The organism is Paraburkholderia sp. EG286B (assembly GCF_040965655.1).
GTDB lineage: Bacteria > Pseudomonadota > Gammaproteobacteria > Burkholderiales > Burkholderiaceae > Paraburkholderia.
In genome coordinates, this window is the sequence record NZ_JBFRCF010000005.1 from 138620 (window position 1) to 155178 (window position 16559).

At 64.9% G+C, this 16559-nt stretch carries 16 protein-coding genes; 10 read left to right on the forward strand and 6 right to left on the reverse strand.

The window, feature by feature from the left end:
• Positions 1–17: 17 nt before the first annotated feature.
• Complete coding sequence (locus tag AB4Y42_RS12185; protein WP_368694295.1) at positions 18–842, reverse strand: alpha/beta fold hydrolase; 825 nt, start codon at positions 840–842, stop codon at positions 18–20.
• A gap of 279 nt (positions 843–1121) precedes the next feature.
• Entirely contained in the window at positions 1122–2030 is a 909-nt protein-coding gene (locus tag AB4Y42_RS12190) for a LysR family transcriptional regulator (protein ID WP_368688845.1), read from the reverse strand.
• A 117-nt stretch (positions 2031–2147) separates the two neighbouring features.
• Here AB4Y42_RS12190 and AB4Y42_RS12195 point away from each other — a divergent pair, with 117 nt between their 5' ends.
• From AB4Y42_RS12195 to AB4Y42_RS12215, 5 genes are all read left to right on the forward strand, one after another.
• Complete coding sequence (locus tag AB4Y42_RS12195; RefSeq protein WP_368694296.1) at positions 2148–3026, forward strand: alpha/beta fold hydrolase; 879 nt, start codon at positions 2148–2150, stop codon at positions 3024–3026.
• 42 nt (positions 3027–3068) lie between these two features.
• On the forward strand, positions 3069–4487 hold the full coding sequence (leuC, locus tag AB4Y42_RS12200; RefSeq protein ID WP_368694297.1) for a 3-isopropylmalate dehydratase large subunit: 1419 nt from the start codon (positions 3069–3071) through the stop codon (positions 4485–4487).
• Entirely contained in the window at positions 4480–5118 is a 639-nt protein-coding gene (gene leuD, locus AB4Y42_RS12205; protein WP_368688848.1) for a 3-isopropylmalate dehydratase small subunit, read from the forward strand. The genes leuC and leuD overlap by 8 nt, the downstream gene beginning before the upstream one ends.
• Positions 5119–5227: 109 nt before the next feature.
• A complete protein-coding gene (locus AB4Y42_RS12210; protein ID WP_368694298.1) occupies positions 5228–6544 on the forward strand; it encodes an MFS transporter in 1317 nt (438 codons plus the stop codon).
• A gap of 119 nt (positions 6545–6663) precedes the next feature.
• On the forward strand, positions 6664–7854 hold the full coding sequence (locus AB4Y42_RS12215) for a sugar transporter (RefSeq protein ID WP_368694299.1): 1191 nt from the start codon (positions 6664–6666) through the stop codon (positions 7852–7854).
• 49 nt (positions 7855–7903) lie between these two features.
• Here AB4Y42_RS12215 and AB4Y42_RS12220 read toward each other — a convergent pair whose 3' ends face one another.
• Together AB4Y42_RS12220 and AB4Y42_RS12225 are read right to left on the reverse strand one after the other, a co-directional pair.
• Positions 7904–9331, reverse strand: coding sequence for a sensor histidine kinase (locus AB4Y42_RS12220; protein ID WP_368688851.1), 1428 nt, complete (start codon positions 9329–9331; stop codon positions 7904–7906).
• Complete coding sequence (locus tag AB4Y42_RS12225) at positions 9318–9983, reverse strand: response regulator transcription factor (protein WP_368688852.1); 666 nt, start codon at positions 9981–9983, stop codon at positions 9318–9320. Before AB4Y42_RS12225 ends, AB4Y42_RS12220 begins: the two co-directional genes overlap by 14 nt.
• A gap of 159 nt (positions 9984–10142) precedes the next feature.
• Between AB4Y42_RS12225 and AB4Y42_RS12230 the strand changes: the two genes are divergently transcribed.
• The 3 genes from AB4Y42_RS12230 (at position 10143) to AB4Y42_RS12240 (ending at position 13041) form a co-directional block, all read left to right on the forward strand.
• Positions 10143–11189 (forward strand): ABC transporter substrate-binding protein, encoded by a 1047-nt coding sequence (locus tag AB4Y42_RS12230; RefSeq protein ID WP_368694533.1) that lies wholly within the window; start codon positions 10143–10145, stop codon positions 11187–11189.
• A 37-nt stretch (positions 11190–11226) separates the two neighbouring features.
• The gene (locus AB4Y42_RS12235; protein WP_368688853.1) at positions 11227–12537 is read left to right on the forward strand and encodes an MFS transporter; all 1311 of its coding nucleotides are present in this window, start codon (positions 11227–11229) and stop codon (positions 12535–12537) included.
• A gap of 159 nt (positions 12538–12696) precedes the next feature.
• Positions 12697–13041, forward strand: a complete 345-nt coding sequence (locus tag AB4Y42_RS12240; RefSeq protein WP_368694300.1) for a hypothetical protein — start codon at positions 12697–12699, stop codon at positions 13039–13041.
• Between the two features lie 12 nt (positions 13042–13053).
• On the opposite strand, the gene AB4Y42_RS12245 is transcribed toward AB4Y42_RS12240, so the two are convergent.
• A complete protein-coding gene (locus tag AB4Y42_RS12245; RefSeq protein WP_368694301.1) occupies positions 13054–13428 on the reverse strand; it encodes a hypothetical protein in 375 nt (124 codons plus the stop codon).
• A gap of 233 nt (positions 13429–13661) precedes the next feature.
• Complete coding sequence (locus tag AB4Y42_RS12250; RefSeq protein ID WP_368688856.1) at positions 13662–14423, reverse strand: TetR/AcrR family transcriptional regulator; 762 nt, start codon at positions 14421–14423, stop codon at positions 13662–13664.
• A 130-nt stretch (positions 14424–14553) separates the two neighbouring features.
• Here AB4Y42_RS12250 and AB4Y42_RS12255 point away from each other — a divergent pair, with 130 nt between their 5' ends.
• Both AB4Y42_RS12255 and bphD read left to right on the forward strand, forming a co-directional pair.
• Positions 14554–15549 carry a VOC family protein gene (locus tag AB4Y42_RS12255; protein WP_368688857.1) on the forward strand — a complete coding sequence of 332 codons (996 nt, stop codon included), beginning with the start codon at positions 14554–14556 and terminating at the stop codon, positions 15547–15549.
• Between the two features lie 54 nt (positions 15550–15603).
• The gene (gene bphD / locus AB4Y42_RS12260) at positions 15604–16458 is read left to right on the forward strand and encodes a 2-hydroxy-6-oxo-6-phenylhexa-2,4-dienoate hydrolase (protein ID WP_368688858.1); all 855 of its coding nucleotides are present in this window, start codon (positions 15604–15606) and stop codon (positions 16456–16458) included.
• Positions 16459–16559: the final 101 nt, after the last annotated feature.

Genomic DNA, 16559 nt, shown 5'->3' on the forward strand with positions numbered 1-16559 from the left:
CGCCGTGCGCCGCCGCGTTACTTGCGGTTCAGGAACGCGAGCAGGTCGGCGTTGACCTGTGCGGCCATCGTCGTGCACATGCCGTGCGGGCCGCCCGGGTAGATCTTGAGCGTCGCATCCTTGACGATCTTCGCGGAGAGCTTGCCCGCGTCGTCGATCGGCACGATCTGGTCGTCGTCGCCGTGCAGGATCAGCGTGGGCACGTCGAACTTCTGGAGGTCTTCCGTGTAATCGACTTCGGAGAACTCGTGCACGCAGTCATGCAGCGCGAGGATGCCGCCCCACATGCCCTGCTGCCAGAACGAATCGACCACGCCCTGCGAGACCTTCGCGCCGCTGCGGTTGTAGCCGTAGAACGGCACGGCGAGGTCCTTGAAGAACTGCGAGCGGTCGTCGATCACGCCCTTGCGGATGCCGTCGAACACATCCTTGGGCAGGCCGCCCGGATTCTTCTCGCTCTTGATCATGATGGGCGGTACCGCGCCGATCAGCACCGCGCCCGAGACGCGCTTCGAGCCGTGGCGTCCGATGTAGCGCGCGACTTCGCCGCCGCCCGTGGAGTGGCCCACGAGCGTGGCGTCCTGCACGTCGAGCTTGTCGAGCAGGTCGGCCAGGTCGTCGGCCCAGGTGTCCATGTCGTTGCCCTTGGCGGGCTGATCGGAGCGGCCGTGGCCGCGGCGGTCGTGCGCGATCGTGCGAAAGCCGTTTTGCACGAGAAAGAGCATTTGAGCGTCCCACGCGTCGGCGGTCAGTGGCCAGCCGTGGGAGAAGACGACGGGCTTGCCGCTGCCCCAATCCTTGTAATAGATCGACGTGCCATCGCGGGTGGTGAAGGTGCTCATGGAAACTCTCCAGTTTCTTTTACAGCATCACAAGGCAGGCAGACGCCGGCGCATCGGCGCGCGCGGTCGCGCTTCGCGCGGCGGTTCGTGGCGGCGTCCAGGGATAGGCAATGCGGGTGGAACGTGCCGGCGCCTGCGCGTCATGGAAAGAGGCAGGCGGCACGCGGGTCAGTATAGAGAGAACGCCTGAGCGATGACGCGAAGCTGTGCGGCTTGAAATCTTCGCGGCGCCGCGGATGTTTGCAGACGGCTCGTGAACTTCAACCCCGCCGCGCGCGGCTAGGCGACTTCCGCGCCGACCGCCTCGCGCAGATAGTCGCCGAGAAAATCGACAAAACTGCGCAGCTTCGCGGAGAGCTTGTTGCGCTCGAGATAGATCGCGTGGATATCGGCGTTCGGCAGCGCCCAATCCGTGAGCAGCGGCACGAGTTCGCCGCGCTCGATAGCCTCGCCGATTTCCCACTGCGAGCGCACGACGATGCCGCGGCCGTCGAGCGCCCAGCGCAGCACGGTGCTGCCGTCGTTGCTCGACAGCGCGCCGTCGACCTTCACGGTCTCCGTGCGCTTGCCGCGCGAAAAGTGCCAGGTGCCGTAAGCCGAGTCGTTTTCGCGTAGCACGATGCAGGCGTGGCGCGTCAGATCGTGCGGCGCCGATGGCTTGCCATGCCGCTTCAAATAAGCCGGCGACGCGCACACGACGCGCCGGTTCTTGAGCAGCAACCGCGCATTGATGCGCGCGTCGGGCACCTCGCCGAAGCGGATGCCGAGATCGAAGCCTTCTTCCTGAAGGCTGAGCGGGCGCTCCGTCAACTGCAGCTGAATCTTCATCGAGGGAAAGCGCTCGACATAGGCGGACACCGCGGGCGCCACATGCGCGCGGCCAAAACCGAACGACGCGTTCACGCGCAGCAGCCCGGCCGGTTCCCCGCGGCTGCGCGTGACGAGCTGTTCCAGTTCCGAGAGTTCGTCGAGGATGCGCGAGCCGTTCGCGAGATACAGCTCGCCTTCCGGCGTGAGGGAAAGACGCCGCGTGGTGCGGTTCACGAGCCGCACGCCAAGGCGCTGCTCCAGTTGCGCGAGCCGCTTGCTCACGGCGGGCGGCGTGACCCCCAGCTCGCGTGCCGCCGCCGCCAGATTGCGGTTGCGCGCCACGAGCGCAAACAGATTCAGATCGGAAAACGCGTCCATTGCGCCGCTCCCGTTGGCTTGCTTGATTCGTTCCTGGTAGTTACGACCGGATTGCTTTAACGGAAACCCAATCGTCCAAGGCATCAATTAGACTGCATGCAACCTCGGGAGACAAGCATGTTCGACGGTTTCACAGACGCATCGGCAGACATCGAAGGCGTTCGCATTCACGCCATCCAGGGCGGACGCGGCCCCGCGCTGCTGCTCCTGCACGGCCATCCGCAAACCCACGCCATCTGGCACAAGGTGGCGCCGACGCTCGCGCAACATTTCACGGTGATTGCCGCCGACCTGCGCGGCTACGGCGACAGCGGCAAACCGCAGGGCACGCCCGACCACGCCAACTACGCGAAGCGCCGCATGGCGCTCGATCAGGTCGCGCTCATGCGCGGCCTCGGCTTCCCGTCGTTCGCGGTCATGGGTCACGACCGGGGCGGACGCGTCGCCGCGCGCATGGCGATCGACCATCCCGACGCGGTCACGCGGCTCATTACGCTCGACGTCGCGCCGACCGTCGCGATGTACGAGCAGACGTCGTTCGAATTTGCACGCGCTTACTGGCACTGGTTCTTTCTCGTGCGTCCGGCGCCGTTTCCGGAAACGCTGATCCGCGCCGACCCCGATCTGTATCTGAAGCAGACCATGGGCGCGCGCAGCGCCGGGCTCGCGCCATTCGCTCCCGAGGCCTACGCGGAGTATTTGCGCTGCCTCTCCGATCCGGCGACGGCACACGGCATCTGCGAGGACTATCGGGCGTCGATCACGATCGACCTCGAACACGACCGCGCGGATCTGGCGGCGGGCAAGCGCATCGCGTGCCCGTTCCTCGCGTTGTGGGGCGCGCACGGCACGGTTGGCCAGTGCTTCGATCCGCTGGCCGAGTGGCGTAGATGGAACGCCGGCGTGAGCGGCGAGGCGCTGCCGTGCGGCCACTACCTCGCCGAAGAAGCGCCCCAGTTGCTCCTCGAACGCGTGCTGCCGTTTCTCCAGCGCTGATCCGCTCGTTCGTCACTATTCAGTCTTCAGTCGGGCTTCATCATGTCTTCACACACGCTTTACCGGAAACTGGTTGATTCGCACACCGTATCGATCGTCGACGCCGAGCACGTTCTGCTCTACGCCGATCTGCACATCATGAACGAGTACACGAGCCCGCAAGCGTTCGCGGGCCTGCGCGAGAAGGGCCTGCGCGTGCGCCGCCCGCGCCAGCAGATGGGCGTGGTCGATCACGTGATTCCCAGCAAGCCGGTGCCCGTGGCCGCGCGCACGATCGAGATCGTCGACGCCGCGAAGCAGGCCGCGAACTTCACGCGCAACTGCGTGGAGCAGGGCATTCATCTGTTCGATATCCACGACCCCATGCAGGGCATCGAGCACGTGGTTGCGCCTGAGATCGGCCTGATCCGCCCCGGCATGGTCGTGCTGTGCGGCGACAGCCACACGACGACCTACGGCGCACTGGGCGCGCTCGGCTTCGGCATCGGCACCTCGGAAGTCGAGCACGTCCTGGCGACGCAGACGCTCGTGTATCGCGTCGCGAAGGACATGCGCATCGTGGTGGACGGCGTGCTGCCGCCGGGAACGACGTCGAAGGACCTCGTGCTGCACATCATTGCGAAGATCGGCGCGCAGGGCGCGCGCGGCTACGCCGTCGAATATGCGGGCGCAGCGATCGCCGGGCTCTCCGCCGAGGCGCGCATGACCCTCTGCAACATGACCGTGGAGGCGGGCGCGCGCGCCGCGCTGATCGCGCCCGACCGCACGACGCTCGACTACGTGGCCGGCAAGGTCCGCGACCTCGACGCGAAGACGCTCGACGCCGCGTGCAACGCGTGGTCGCAATTGCGCTCCGATGACGACGCGCATTTCGATATCGAGCATCGCTTCGACGCCGCGCGCGTCGCGCCTTACGTCACATGGGGGACGAGCCCGGACCAGGCGCTGCCGGTGGACGGCCGCATTCCCGAGGCAGCCGAAGGCGCGGGTCTCGACGCCGCGACGCTGCACAAGGCGCTCGACTACATCGGCCTCGCCGCGGGCGCGCCGATCGAGGGCACGCCCATCGACCGCGTCTTCATCGGCTCCTGCACGAACGCGCGCATCGAGGATCTTCGCGCTGTCGCCCGGGTCGTGCGCGGCCGCAAGGTGGCCGCATCGGTGCGCGCGATGGTCGTGCCGGGCTCGGGCATGGTGCGCGACCAGGCCGAGCGCGAAGGCATTGCGCAAGTGCTGATCGACGCGGGGTTCGAGTGGCGCCAGCCGGGCTGCTCGATGTGTCTCGCGATGAACGACGATGTGCTCGCGCCGGGCGAGCGCTGCGCGTCGACGACCAACCGCAATTTCGAAGGGCGCCAGGGGCGCGACAGCAAAACGCATTTGATGAGTCCCGCGATGGCCGCCGCCGCCGCGATAGCGGGCCGCATCGTCGACATTCGCAAGGAGCTTGCACATGGCTAAGCCGTTCATGATCTCGGGCGTGGCCGCGCCGCTGCCGGTCAACAACCTCGACACCGACCAGATCATGCCGAAGCAGTTTCTGCTCGGCATCGATAAATCGGGACTCGCGCGCGGGCTGCTGTACGACCTGCGCTTCGATGCCGATGGCCGCGCGCGTGAGACGTTCGTGCTCAACCGCGCCGAGTATCGCGGCGCGAAGGTGCTGATCGGCGGCTCGAACTTCGGCTGTGGATCGAGCCGCGAACACGCCGTGTGGGGCCTGCAGCAGGCGGGGTTCGAAGCCGTGATCGCGCCGAGCTATGGCGAGATCTTCTATTTCAATTCGACGAACAACCGGCTGCTGCTCGTCACGCTGCCGCCGCAACAGGTCGAGGCGCTGGTCGCGGAGATCGCGAGCGGCGACGACAAGCGTGTGTCGATCGATGTCGAACACGAAGTCGTGATCGCGCCTTCGGGCAAGCGCTATGCGTTCTCGCTGCCGCCGCGCCAGAAGCAGATGCTCGTGGAAGGACTCGACATGATCGGCATGACGCTGCGCCAGCAGGAAGCGATCGACGCGTTCGAAGCGAAACACTTGGCCGCGCAGCCGTGGTGCCGCATTGACCTTCCGGCGCAACAGCAGCGCGGATAACACCCTCAGTCAGCCCTCATTGATAACCAGACCGTTCGCGCGACGCGCGCAACGGCACAGGGGCGCACTGACCGCCGCGCGCGGCGAGTGCGCCCATACGGAGACACCCATGAACATTGCCGCAGTCCATCCGCAGGACGCCGCCGCGCTGGAGCCCAGCGTCGTGCGCAAGGTCTCACGACGCATAACGCCGTTCATCATCGTCCTGTATTTCCTCAGCTTTCTGAACCGCGTCAACGTCGGCTTCGCGGGGCTCACGATGAATCACGACATCGGGCTCACACAGGCCATGTTCGGCGTTGGCGCGGGGATTTTCTTCGTCGGCTATATCGCGGCCGGCATGCCGTCGAACCTCGCGCTGCAGCGCGTCGGCGCGCGCAGATGGATCGCATTGCTGATGGTGGCATGGGGTCTGCTCTCCGCGGCCACGGCGTTCGTCACGGGCCCGTACAGCTTCTATACGCTGCGCTTCGTGCTCGGTCTCGCCGAAGCGGGTTTCTTTCCCGGCATCATTCTCTACCTGAGCTTCTGGTTTCCCGCGCGCCATCGCGCCTTCGTCACGGCGATGTTCATGACCGCCGCGCCGCTCTCGAACATGATCGGCTCGCCCATCTCGGGCGCGCTCATGAGCCTCGAGGGCGCGGCGCATCTGCACGGCTGGCAGTGGCTCTTCCTCGTCGAAGGCGCGCCCACCGTGCTGCTCGGCATCGTTTCGTACTTCTATCTGACCGACCGGCCCGAGGACGCGCAGTGGCTCGCACCCGCCGAGCGCGAGTGGCTGAGCGGCGAAATGCGGCGCGAACGCGAAGCCAAGGCGGCGCAGAGCAAATCGAGCGTGTGGGGCGCCGTGAAGGACCCCCGCGTGCTGCTGCTCGCGCTCGTCTATGCGGGCACGTCGACGGGGCTCTACGCCATCGGCATCTGGGCGCCGATGATCATCCACCACTTCGGCTTCAGCTACTTCGAACTGGGCCTGGTGAACGCGATACCGAATCTGTTCGCGGTCGTGACGATGGTGCTGTGGGCGCGCAACTCGGACCGCACCAACGAACGGCGCCTGCATGTTGCGATTGCGTGTCTCGCGGCCGGTATCGGCATGCTGATGTCCGGCCACGCCGCCAACGCCATTGTGCTGATCATTGGGCTCTCGATCGCGAACTTCGGCATCAACGCGGCGAAGCCGCCGCTCTGGAGCATGCCCACGCAGTTTCTCTCGGGTTCTGCCGCGGCTGCGGGCATCGCGATCATCAACGCGATGGGCAGCCTCATCGGCGGCACCATCGGCCCGATGGTGATCGGCCGCCTGCGCGACCTGAGCGGCGACTATTCGCTGGGGCTGTATTTCGTCAGCGCCACGCTGCTTGTCTCGGCGGCGCTCGCGTATGCGTTCGGGTCGCGCGGCCGAAGAATCCAGCCGCAGCCGTGAAACAGGCGGCCCGGCCCGCGCCGCTCGCGGCGAGGGCCAGAAGAGACACTGCACGGTTCAGGCATCGCATCCCGCGCGATACGCGATAATCGCGCTTTATCGATTCCCGTCTCTCTCGTATGTCGACGCCTGAACCGGTCTCGTCCGGGCACTCCTGGTGGGGCGTGCTCGTCCTGGCGCTCTCGGCCTTCATTTTCAACACGACCGAATTCGTGCCCGTTGCGCTGCTGAGCGCCATTGGCGAGAGCCTGCACATGAAGCCGACCGACGTCGGCCTCATGCTGACGATCTACGCGTGGACGGTGGCCGTGGCGTCGCTGCCCTTGATGCTGCTGACGCGCAACGTCGAACGCCGCAAGCTGCTGACGTGGATATTCGCGCTCTTCGTCGTCAGCCATATCGTGACCGGCGTGGCGTGGAACTTCACGGTGCTGATGGTGGGCCGGATCGGCATTGCGTTTGCGCACGCCATTTTCTGGTCGATTTCCGTCTCGCTGGTGGTGAGGCTCGCGCCGCCCGGCAACAAGAGCCGGGCGCTCGCCATGCTCGGCATGGGCACCTCGATCGCCATGGTGGCCGGCATTCCGCTTGGCCGCGTGATCGGCGAGACGCTGGGCTGGCGGCAGACCTTCTTCGTCATTGCGGGCGCGGCGGCGATTGCACTGCTCATGCTGCGCGTGATGCTGCCCGTGTTGCCGAGCCAGCAAACGGGCTCGTTCAGCAGCGTGCCCGTGCTGTTCAGAAAGCCGATGCTCGCCTCGCTCTATCTGCTCACGGTCCTCGTGGTGACCGCGCATTTCACGTCGTACACGTATATCGAGCCCTTCATTCACACCGTGGGCCACGAAAGCAGTCAACGCATTACCTATGTCCTGATCCTGTTCGGCAGTGCCGGCATTCCCGCGGCAATATTCTTCAATCGCCTTTATCCGCGCGATCCGGCGCAGTTTCTGCAAGCGGCGGTGATCGCCGTGTGCGTGTGCCTGCTCGTGCAGTTTCCCGCCGTGCTGAGCATCGTCACGTTGTCGGTTCACACGCTGGTGTGGGGCGGCGCGATCGTTTCTTTCGGCCTTGCCATGCAGGCATGGGTGCTCAAGCTCGCGCCCGAAGCCGCGGACCTCGCGGTCTCGATCTATTCCGGCCTCTATAACGTGGGGATCGGCGCGGGCGCGCTGCTCGGCAACCATATTGCCAATGGTTTCGGTGTGTCGTGGCTCGGCAGCTTCGGCGGCGTGGTGGGCGGTCTTGGGGCTGGAGTATGCTGGCTCGCATTGCGCATGTATGCGCGGGCGCATCCATCGGAGCACTGATCGACTGCGCGCGCCGACGAACTCGCGCTACTACGCTTTCGCGAGGCGTTCACCGTGGCGTAACGGGAGGCGTCTCGCCTTCTGCGGGAGGAAACGTCAGCACCACGGCAAACCCGCCCCCGGCGGGAAACGCGAAGTTCACGCGCCCGCCGTGCGCCTTCATCACCGCCTGCACGATGGCAAGTCCAAGGCCGGAGCCCGTCGTGCGCTCCGCGCCCTCCTGGCCGATGCGCTCGAACGGACGCAACGCGGCGTCCCAGTGTTCGTGCGCAATGCCTCGTCCGTTGTCGGTCACGGTCAGCGTGACGGCCTCCGGCGCGGCGTTCACGGTGACGACGATATCGTCGGCCTTGCCGTGCAGCAGCGCGTTGTGCAGCACGTTCGACAGCGCTTCCTGCAGGCTCACGGGGTCGCCCGCGATCCAGACCTGCGGCGCGTTGCTTTCGAACGCCACTTGCACGTCGCGTTCGTCGGCGAGCGGAATCGTTCGGCCCAGCCCTTCCCTCGCGAGCTTCGCGAGGTCCACATGCTGCAGCGGGACCACTTCGGTGCGGTGAATCACCATCGCGTGATTGAGTAGCTGGCCGGTGAGCCGGCCCACGTCCGAGCAGGTGGCGCGCAGCGCTTCGAGCCGCGCGGCGTGGCGCGCGGGATCGGACTCGGTGCTGAGCAATTCGATCTGCGCGTCGAGCCGCGCGATCGGCGTGCGCATCTGGTGCGCGGCGTCGGCAATGAAGCGCTGCATGGCCGTCATGCGTTCGGCGAGGCGGCCGATCAGCCCGTTGATGGCGCCGATCAGCGCGTTGATTTCGCTTGGTGTGTCGTGCGCCACGGGCCGCAGGTCGGCCGGGTCGCGCGCGGCGATGATCTGCTCGATCTGCGCGAGCGGTCGCAGGCCGCGCCGGATCGCAAGTCCGCTCGCGCCAATGGCGAGCACGCTCATCAGCAGGATCAGCGTCCAGACCTTGAGGCTCATGTCGTTCGTGAGCTGCTGGCGGGCATGCGTCGTCTGCGCGACGGTGACGAGGGCCCAGCCTGGCGGCCGCGCGTCCGGCATGTAGCGCCCGATGGTCGCGGTGCGCACGCGCTCGCCCTGGTAGCGGGCGTTCGCGAATGTCGGACCCTGATGCGCGCTCATCGCGCTCTTCGTATCGGCGGGACCGGGAAGGTCGCCATAACCGGCGACGACGAGGCCGCGCGCGTCGACCACTTTGTAGTAGACGACGTCATAGCGCGAGAGCGTGGAGAGCGCGGCCACCGGCGGATTGAGCGCGAGCACGCCGCCCTGCACGTAGAGGTTTTCGGCGACCTGGATGGTTGCGCCCGCAAGCAGCTGGTCGTAGGCGCGCTCGGACGCAACGCCCGCGTAATAGCGCGCGATGCCCGCGAGCGCCGCTGCGCCCGACGCCACGACGAGCGCGATGAAGAGCAGCGTGCGCCCGAGCAGCGTTTTCGGGAACCAGTCAAAGCGCGGCAATTTGATATCCCATGCCGCGCGCCGTGCGGATCTCGACCGAGCTGCCCTGCAGCTTCTTGCGCACGCGCGTGACGTATTGTTCGACCGCGTTCGCGCTCGGCTCGTTGCCGTAGCTGAACAACTGGTTCAGCAGTTCTTCCTTGGGGAAGATGCGTTGCGGACGGCTGGCGAGGATTTCGAGCAGTGCGAATTCCTGGCGCGAGAGCGAAAGCGGTCTGCCGTCGAGTTCGGCAAGCCGGCTGCTGCGGTCGATGGCGAGACCGCCCAGCCTCACCACATCGTTCGCGTGCCCGCTGTTGCGGCGCAGGAGCGCCTGCACGCGCGCTTCGAGTTCGCGATAGTCGAACGGCTTGACGAGGTAGTCGTCGGCGCCGAGGCCGAGGCCGCTCACGCGGTCGTCGATGGCCGAGCGTGCGGTGAGCAGCAGCACCGGCGTGGTTGAGCCCGACGCACGCAGATGGCGCAGAATCTCGAAGCCGTCCATGCCGGGAAGCATCACGTCGAGCACGACCAGATCGAAGCGCTCCACGCCGAGCAGGCTGTTCGCCGTGGCGCCGTTCGCTTCGAGGTCCACCGCGTGACCGAGGCGCGTGAGGCGGCTGTGGACCGCCGCGCCGATTTCCGCGTCGTCCTCTACCACCAGAATGCGCATGATGCCGTTCCTGCCGAAATCTTCATGGGTGCGATTGCGGGTTTTCCCCGAGGTCTACTCTGTGTGTTTCTCAGCATTTTCTCAGACTCGCCCGGTAATCTCGCGAACCATGGAAGATAGCGCGACGTGATTACGACACGAACCAACGGAGACGGCAAGATGCGCGTGAAGTCGCCGCGGCCTTCACCGCGTCGGCGCGCGCTCGTTGCGGCCGGGCTTGGCGCGGCTGCCGTTGCCGCGGGGCTCGCGCCTGTCTGGGTGCGGGCCACGCCGCGCACGGTGCGCATTTCCAAGGGCTATGGTCTGCTGTATCTGCCGCTGCTCGTGATGGAAAAGGCGCGGCTCTTCGAGCGCCATGCGGCTCGCCAGGGGCTCGCGGACGTGAGCGTGGAGTGGGTGAGGCTCGACGGCGGCAATTCGGTCGACGACGCCATGATGGCCGGCACGCTCGACTTCGCCGCCGTGGGCGCGCCCGGCTTCATCGAACTGTGGGCGCGGGCGCGCGGCATACCGAACGTCGAGGTGATCGGCATCAGCGGCCTGTCGGCCACGGCGCTTTCGCTCAACACGAACCGGCCGCAGATCGCGACGCTGCGCGACTTCACGAGCGCCGACCGCATTGCGGTGCCGGGCATTCGCACTTCGCTGTCGGCCGTGGTGCTGCAGATGGTGGCGAGCAAGCTGCTCGGGCCGCAGCACTTCGCGCAGCTCGATTCGATCACCGTCGGCCTGCCGCATCCGCAGGCCATGCAGTCGCTGATCCGGCGCGAGGGCGGCATCACCGCGCATTTCGCGTCGCCGCCATTTTCGACGCTCGAATTGCAGCAGCCGGGCATCCATCGCGTGGTCAATTCGGTCGACGTGCTCGGGCCGCTCACGCTCGACGTGGTGTTCGCGCCCAAGCGCCTCGTCGATACCGAGCCGGCGCTGGCAAAAGCGTTCCTTCACGCGCTCGACGAGGCGAACCGGATGATCGCGCAGGACAAGGCGGCCGCGGCGCAGATCTATGTCGATTCGTCGGGCTTCGGTGCGTCGCGCGAGCACGTGGTGCAGACGCTCTCCGCACCGGAGTCGCGCTTTTCGGTCTGGCCCGAGCAGTTGATGGAGTACGTGGATTTTCTGTACATGGTGGGCACGATCAAGGCGAAGCCGCGCACATGGAACGACATGTTCGTGGCGATGCTCGGGGATTTCCGTCCGTCCTGAACATACGCATAGCCACAAATAAACGTAGGAGAACAGAGTGAATACAGACTCAACCGTCGATCAACAATCCGTCGAAGAACGGGATGTCATGTCGAAGATCGCGCGCCGCCTCATGCCGATCCTCGTCGTGATGTTTCTGATCTCGTTCATCGACCGCCAAAACGTCGGCTTCGCGAAGCTGCAGATGGTGCACAGCCTCAACATGACCGAAACGGCGTTCGGCCTTGCGTCGTCGCTGTTCTTCATCGGCTATCTGCTGTTCGAAGTGCCCAGCACGCTCGCGCTGCACCGCTTCGGCGCGCGCGTGTGGCTCGCGCGCATCATGCTCACCTGGGGCGTGATTACGGTGCTGATGGGCTTCACCACCTCGATGCAGGTGTTCTGCGGTCTGCGCCTCGCGCTGGGCGTGGCCGAAGCCGGCTTCTATCCCGGCGTGATTTACTACCTCACGCTGTGGTTTCCGCAAAGCTATCGCGCGCGCGTGCTCGGCATCTTCACGCTGGGCAGCGCGCTCGCCAATATGCTGGGCTCGCTCGTGGGCGGCTGGCTGCTGAGCCTCAATGGCGTATGGGGCCTCGCCGGCTGGCAGTGGGTGTTCATCGCCACGGGCCTGCCCGCCGTGCTGGTCGGCATCGCCGTGTTCAGGCTGCTGCCGGCGTCGTACCAGGAAGCGCGCTTTCTGAACGAGCGCGAAAAGCAGATCGTGGCGGCCGCGCACGAGCGCGAGAAGCCTGTGCACGCCGAACACGCGCAGCCCTGGAAGGCGCTGCTCGATCCGCGCGTGATGCTGTTCGCGGCGACCTACATGCTGATGTCGACATCGCTCTACGGCGTGACTTACTGGCTGCCCACGCTGGTGAAGTCGTTCGGCGTGTCGAGCAGCATGAACGGGCTGTTGAGCATGCTGCCGTGGGCGCTGGCGGTGCTGCTGCTGCTGTGGCTGCCGTCGAAGCTGCGCCGCGCGAAAAGCATTCTGCGCGCGATGGCGATCGTCGCGGCGCTCGGCACGCTGGGCTTCCTGCTGAGTCTCCTGCTGCCTTCCACGCCGCTGCGCTTCATCGCGCTCGTGTTCGGCGGCGCGTGCATTCCGCTGCTGTACCCGTGCTTCTGGTCGATGCCGCCGCGCTACTTCACCGGCGCGCGGGCGGCGGCGAGCGTCGCGGCGATCAACTCGATCGGCAATCTCGGCGGCTTCTTTGGCCAGAACCTCATGCCGCTGGCGGGCAAGCTCACGGGTACCGCGTTCGGGCCGATGATCGTGCCGATCGTGTGCCTCGCAGTGCTCGGTCTCGGCGTCGTGGTGGCGTGGGGACGTTCCGGACGCGCCATCGAGGGCGTGCCGGCTTGACCCGGGCCGCTCGTCGCGTTCATGGGGCCAGAAAGGGATCGCGATTGTATTTCTGGCGGTAACAGTGAATTCAGTCTATGGACATAGACTTTCGATAGGGCGACCCTAAAATCCACACTCATGTGAGCGTATTGCGACGCTCGATCGTGAGAGGGATTCATGGAGCAGATCATCAAGGGGGCCGTCAGGCTTGCGGGCGTGGCAAGCCGGTCCTCGCACAAGCTCGCCGTATCGCTTGCCGCCGCGTGCGCGGTGCTGGCGGGTTGCGCATCGGCCGGCGACGTCACCACGGCGGGCAACCCGGGCACGTACGTCGTTTCGGCGTCCGCGACGGGCGGGCGACTCGCGTGGGCGCGCGCCCACAAGCGCGCGGTGAGCGAGGCCACCGACTACTGCGAGAGCCGCGGCATGCAAACGAGTCTCGGCATGGAGCACACCGAAGGCCTCGAGGCGCTGCAGCAGCAGGCCTCCGTTATCCGCTTCGAGTGCCATCCCAAGCTTTGAGGCGTGCGCGCCTCAGCGAATCACGAACGTTTCCCTGCGAGCCCCGTACCACTTCGTGACTTCGGAGTGCGCGGTCAGTCTGGACGACTTCAGAATCGGGCTCGTCACGCGATACAGCCGGTCCGGGTCGGGCCCGTACATGTAGAGATAGCCATCGTTGCCGTCGATGTGAATTTCGGTTTCGCCGAGTTCGCCGGCATCCGCGCGCTTGATGGCGCCGGCCAGCCGCTGTTCGAGCGCATGAATCTGCGGGCGGTCTTTCGGGTAGTAGTCGAAATGGACCATCATGGCCGGCCCCGGCGGCTTCTGCGCCGGTTGCGCGGCGGCGCTGCCCGCGGCGAGTGCGAGGCCCAGCAACGTGGCGAGGGTTTTCCGGATTTTCGGCATGGATGGATGGCGTCCGCGAAAGAAGCTGCGATGTTCGCATATCGACGGGGCGGCTTGGAGCGGCAGCGCTCTTGCTAGAACGCAAAGCCTTTAAAACAAAATTGCCGTCCCCTACCTCGGCCTCAATCATTCGAACAACAGCACAAAACCTGAGGTCCCTCCCGCAACGTCCGGATGGAATATCGATTCAGTTCGCCATGCCTCTTGCCAGATTCCGGTGGACCCGAAAAACGCTACCCTGAGACTTTCAAGCCGCCGCTCGGCGCGCGTCTAGTTCGTTGCGGACGCAAGTCACTCTGGATTTCGGACGATACCTTCTTCCGCTTTGGAGCACGTTCCCGGAGTGACGCAGCACGCGCTTCGCCGAGCGCGATCATGGCGTCGGTGAGTTGCTCCATGTGCGCTTTCATTGTCTTGTTGTCGCCGGACTGCAAGGATATAAACGCGCCATCAAATCCAAGCATGCCGAAGTGCGCGAGTTCGTCGGCTACAGCTGACGCCAAGGCCTCACCCACTTCGCTGAATGCGTTGCGAATCATCTCGTGCATGTAGTTGCGGCCTTCGGTGCGCACTTCCACAACGATCTGCATGGCCTCGGGTTCGGCCGCCTCGTTGCTCATGACCATGACGAACAACAGGCGCAGGAAGTTTTCCCGGTGCTCGAACACCTCGCCCGTCTTTTTCAGGTACCAGCCGAGCCGTTCGCGCGGTGTTCCGCCTTGCGGTGGATTTTCGTGTGCTTCGCGCATGGCGGCGAAGAAGTCGCGCGCGCCTCTAGCCATCACTTCTGCGAGTAGTCCAGCCTTCGAGCCAAAGTGATGGTAGATCGCGCTCTTGGGGATGCCGGTCGCCTCGACCAGCGCGGACATTGACGTGCCTGCGTAACCATAAGCCGACATCACGCGCGCCGCCGCGTCGAGGATTTCCTGACGCGATCGTTGGCCGCGCCGATTGCCAATCTGTTGTGCCTTTTCCATCCGCGAAGTATACGTCATCCTGTCTTGTACCGATCGGTACATTACTTGTTTTCCCTGGGGTGCGGTGTTTTGGACCTATCGGTACACTTCCGTCGTGGTCGCAACCGCCAGATTCGGGAACGGCAATCGGATGCCACGTCAGGATCGCATGGCGCCCAGAAAGCGCTTCACCGATGCGCCGGGCAGGCAGTCAGGAAAAATCGCGAAACGAGGAGAGGTAATGCATAGCGTATCGACGCTGGGATACATGGTTTTTGGAGTCAACGACCTGGCGGCATGGGAGGTGTTTGCCGTCAACGTACTTGGCTTGCAGGCAGGACGGCGAATGCCCGGCGAGTCACTTGGCCTGCGTATGGACGACTACGAACAGCGCATCTTGCTGGTGAAGAGCGACCTCGATGATTTCCTCGCCGCTGGCTGGGAATTCGAATCGGATGCGGAACTCGAGGCGTTCGTCGTTCAGACGCGCGCTCAGGGGGTCGACGTTGCCGAGGCGGACGCTGAAGTTGCCGAACAGCGTCGTGTCTCTCGTCTGTTTGTCTGTTGCGATCCGGACGGCATCCGCCACGAGTTCTACTGTGGTGCCTACAGGACCACATCCCGGGACACGTTCCGTTCGTCCGTGCTGCGCGGTGCATTTAGCACCGGACGCCTCGGTGCGGGGCACTTCGTCACCGTGCCCAGGCAGAGCGCACCGGCGAGGGCGTTTTGCGAGCGCGTATTGGGTCTGAAACTCAGCGACTCGATCAATGGCGATGCCGCGCCTGGCGTCAACCTCGATGTCGCCTTTTTCCACGCGCGTACCGGCCGGCATCATTCTCTGGCGATTGCTGATGTGCCGTTTCCGGTCCACAAACGTATCCATCACGTCATGGTCGAGTGTGTCGATCCCAACGATGTTGGCCTGGCCTACGATCGCTGCAAGCAGGCGGGAGTGCCCATCCTGATGGAGTTGGGCCATCACCCCAACGACCAGATGTTTTCCTTCTACATGATTTCGCCGTCCGGATTCGCCATCGAGTTTGGCGCGGGTGGCATCGTGGTGGACGATGCAACGTGGGAAGTCAAACGCTACGCAGAGCTTAGCGATTGGGGGCATAAGCTGAATCCGCCGCCGGGCCCGGAAGCCGCAATCACACAGTGAATCGTGTTTGATCGAGCAAACGACGCACAGATCTACCATCTTCGGAGCAAAAGAATGACCCTGACCGAATCCAGTACGAGCAAGTTCGTGACGATCAACGAACCGGGCCTCGAGAATTTCACGATCCATTTCAACGATGCCGGGGAAGGCCCCGCTGTCGCGATGCTGCATGGCGGCGGCCCCGGCGCCAGTGGCTGGAGCAACTACTACCGCAATATCGAAGCGCTGGTCGCAGCGGGATTTCGCGTTCTGCTGATCGACAGCCCCGGTTTCAACAAATCCGGCGAAATCGTCAGCGACGTGCCGCGCAACCTGATGAACGCGCGTGCCACGAAGGGCGTGCTGGATGCGCTGGGTATCGAGAAGGCGCATCTGGTCGGCAACTCGATGGGCGGCGCCTCGGCGCTGAGTTTCGCGCTCGAGTTTGCCGATCGCCTCGATCGCATGGTGCTCATGGGACCGGGGGCGCAAGGCCCGAGCATCCTCCAGCCGCAACCGGGCGAAGGCATCAAGCACATGTTCAAGCTGTACTCGCAGCCGGGTTACGCGAACTTCGAAGCCATGCTCGACGTGTTCGTCTACAACCCGGCAGCGATCACCGAAGAGCTGCGTCGGGGGCGCTGGAACAATATCGAGTCGAACCTGAACCACCTGAAGAACTTCGTCGAAAGCTCGAAGCTTTGCCCGGTTACGACGTGGGACCTGTCCTCCCGTTTTGCGGAAATCGGCCACAAAACGCTGATTACGTGGGGACGAGACGACCGGTTCGTGCCGATCGATCATGGCCTGCGCATGATCAGCACGTTGCAGGATGCACGGCTCCATATCTTCCCGAAGTGCGGCCACTGGGCACAGTGGGAACACGCTGAGGAATTCAACCGGCTCGTCATCGACTTCCTGAAGCACTAACGGCTAACGACGGCTGCGACGGCGCGCAGCGAGAATTCGCAATGCCGTCTCCGTGAAACAACAACGGAGACGCACAAGCAATGTAATACGCACTACGAATC

Coding starts and splice junctions, on each gene's coding strand:
- bphD (WP_368688858.1), top strand. CDS start 15,604: ATGACCCTGACCGAATCCAGTACGAGCAAGTTCGTGACGATCAACGAA.
- leuC (WP_368694297.1), top strand. CDS start 3,069: ATGTCTTCACACACGCTTTACCGGAAACTGGTTGATTCGCACACCGTA.
- AB4Y42_RS12245 (WP_368694301.1), bottom strand. CDS start 13,428: ATGCCGAAAATCCGGAAAACCCTCGCCACGTTGCTGGGCCTCGCACTC.
- AB4Y42_RS12250 (WP_368688856.1), bottom strand. CDS start 14,423: ATGACGTATACTTCGCGGATGGAAAAGGCACAACAGATTGGCAATCGG.
- AB4Y42_RS12230 (WP_368694533.1), top strand. CDS start 10,143: ATGCGCGTGAAGTCGCCGCGGCCTTCACCGCGTCGGCGCGCGCTCGTT.
- AB4Y42_RS12195 (WP_368694296.1), top strand. CDS start 2,148: ATGTTCGACGGTTTCACAGACGCATCGGCAGACATCGAAGGCGTTCGC.
- AB4Y42_RS12240 (WP_368694300.1), top strand. CDS start 12,697: ATGGAGCAGATCATCAAGGGGGCCGTCAGGCTTGCGGGCGTGGCAAGC.
- AB4Y42_RS12255 (WP_368688857.1), top strand. CDS start 14,554: ATGGCGCCCAGAAAGCGCTTCACCGATGCGCCGGGCAGGCAGTCAGGA.
- AB4Y42_RS12225 (WP_368688852.1), bottom strand. CDS start 9,983: ATGCGCATTCTGGTGGTAGAGGACGACGCGGAAATCGGCGCGGCGGTC.
- AB4Y42_RS12190 (WP_368688845.1), bottom strand. CDS start 2,030: ATGGACGCGTTTTCCGATCTGAATCTGTTTGCGCTCGTGGCGCGCAAC.
- AB4Y42_RS12215 (WP_368694299.1), top strand. CDS start 6,664: ATGTCGACGCCTGAACCGGTCTCGTCCGGGCACTCCTGGTGGGGCGTG.
- AB4Y42_RS12185 (WP_368694295.1), bottom strand. CDS start 842: ATGAGCACCTTCACCACCCGCGATGGCACGTCGATCTATTACAAGGAT.
- leuD (WP_368688848.1), top strand. CDS start 4,480: ATGGCTAAGCCGTTCATGATCTCGGGCGTGGCCGCGCCGCTGCCGGTC.
- AB4Y42_RS12210 (WP_368694298.1), top strand. CDS start 5,228: ATGAACATTGCCGCAGTCCATCCGCAGGACGCCGCCGCGCTGGAGCCC.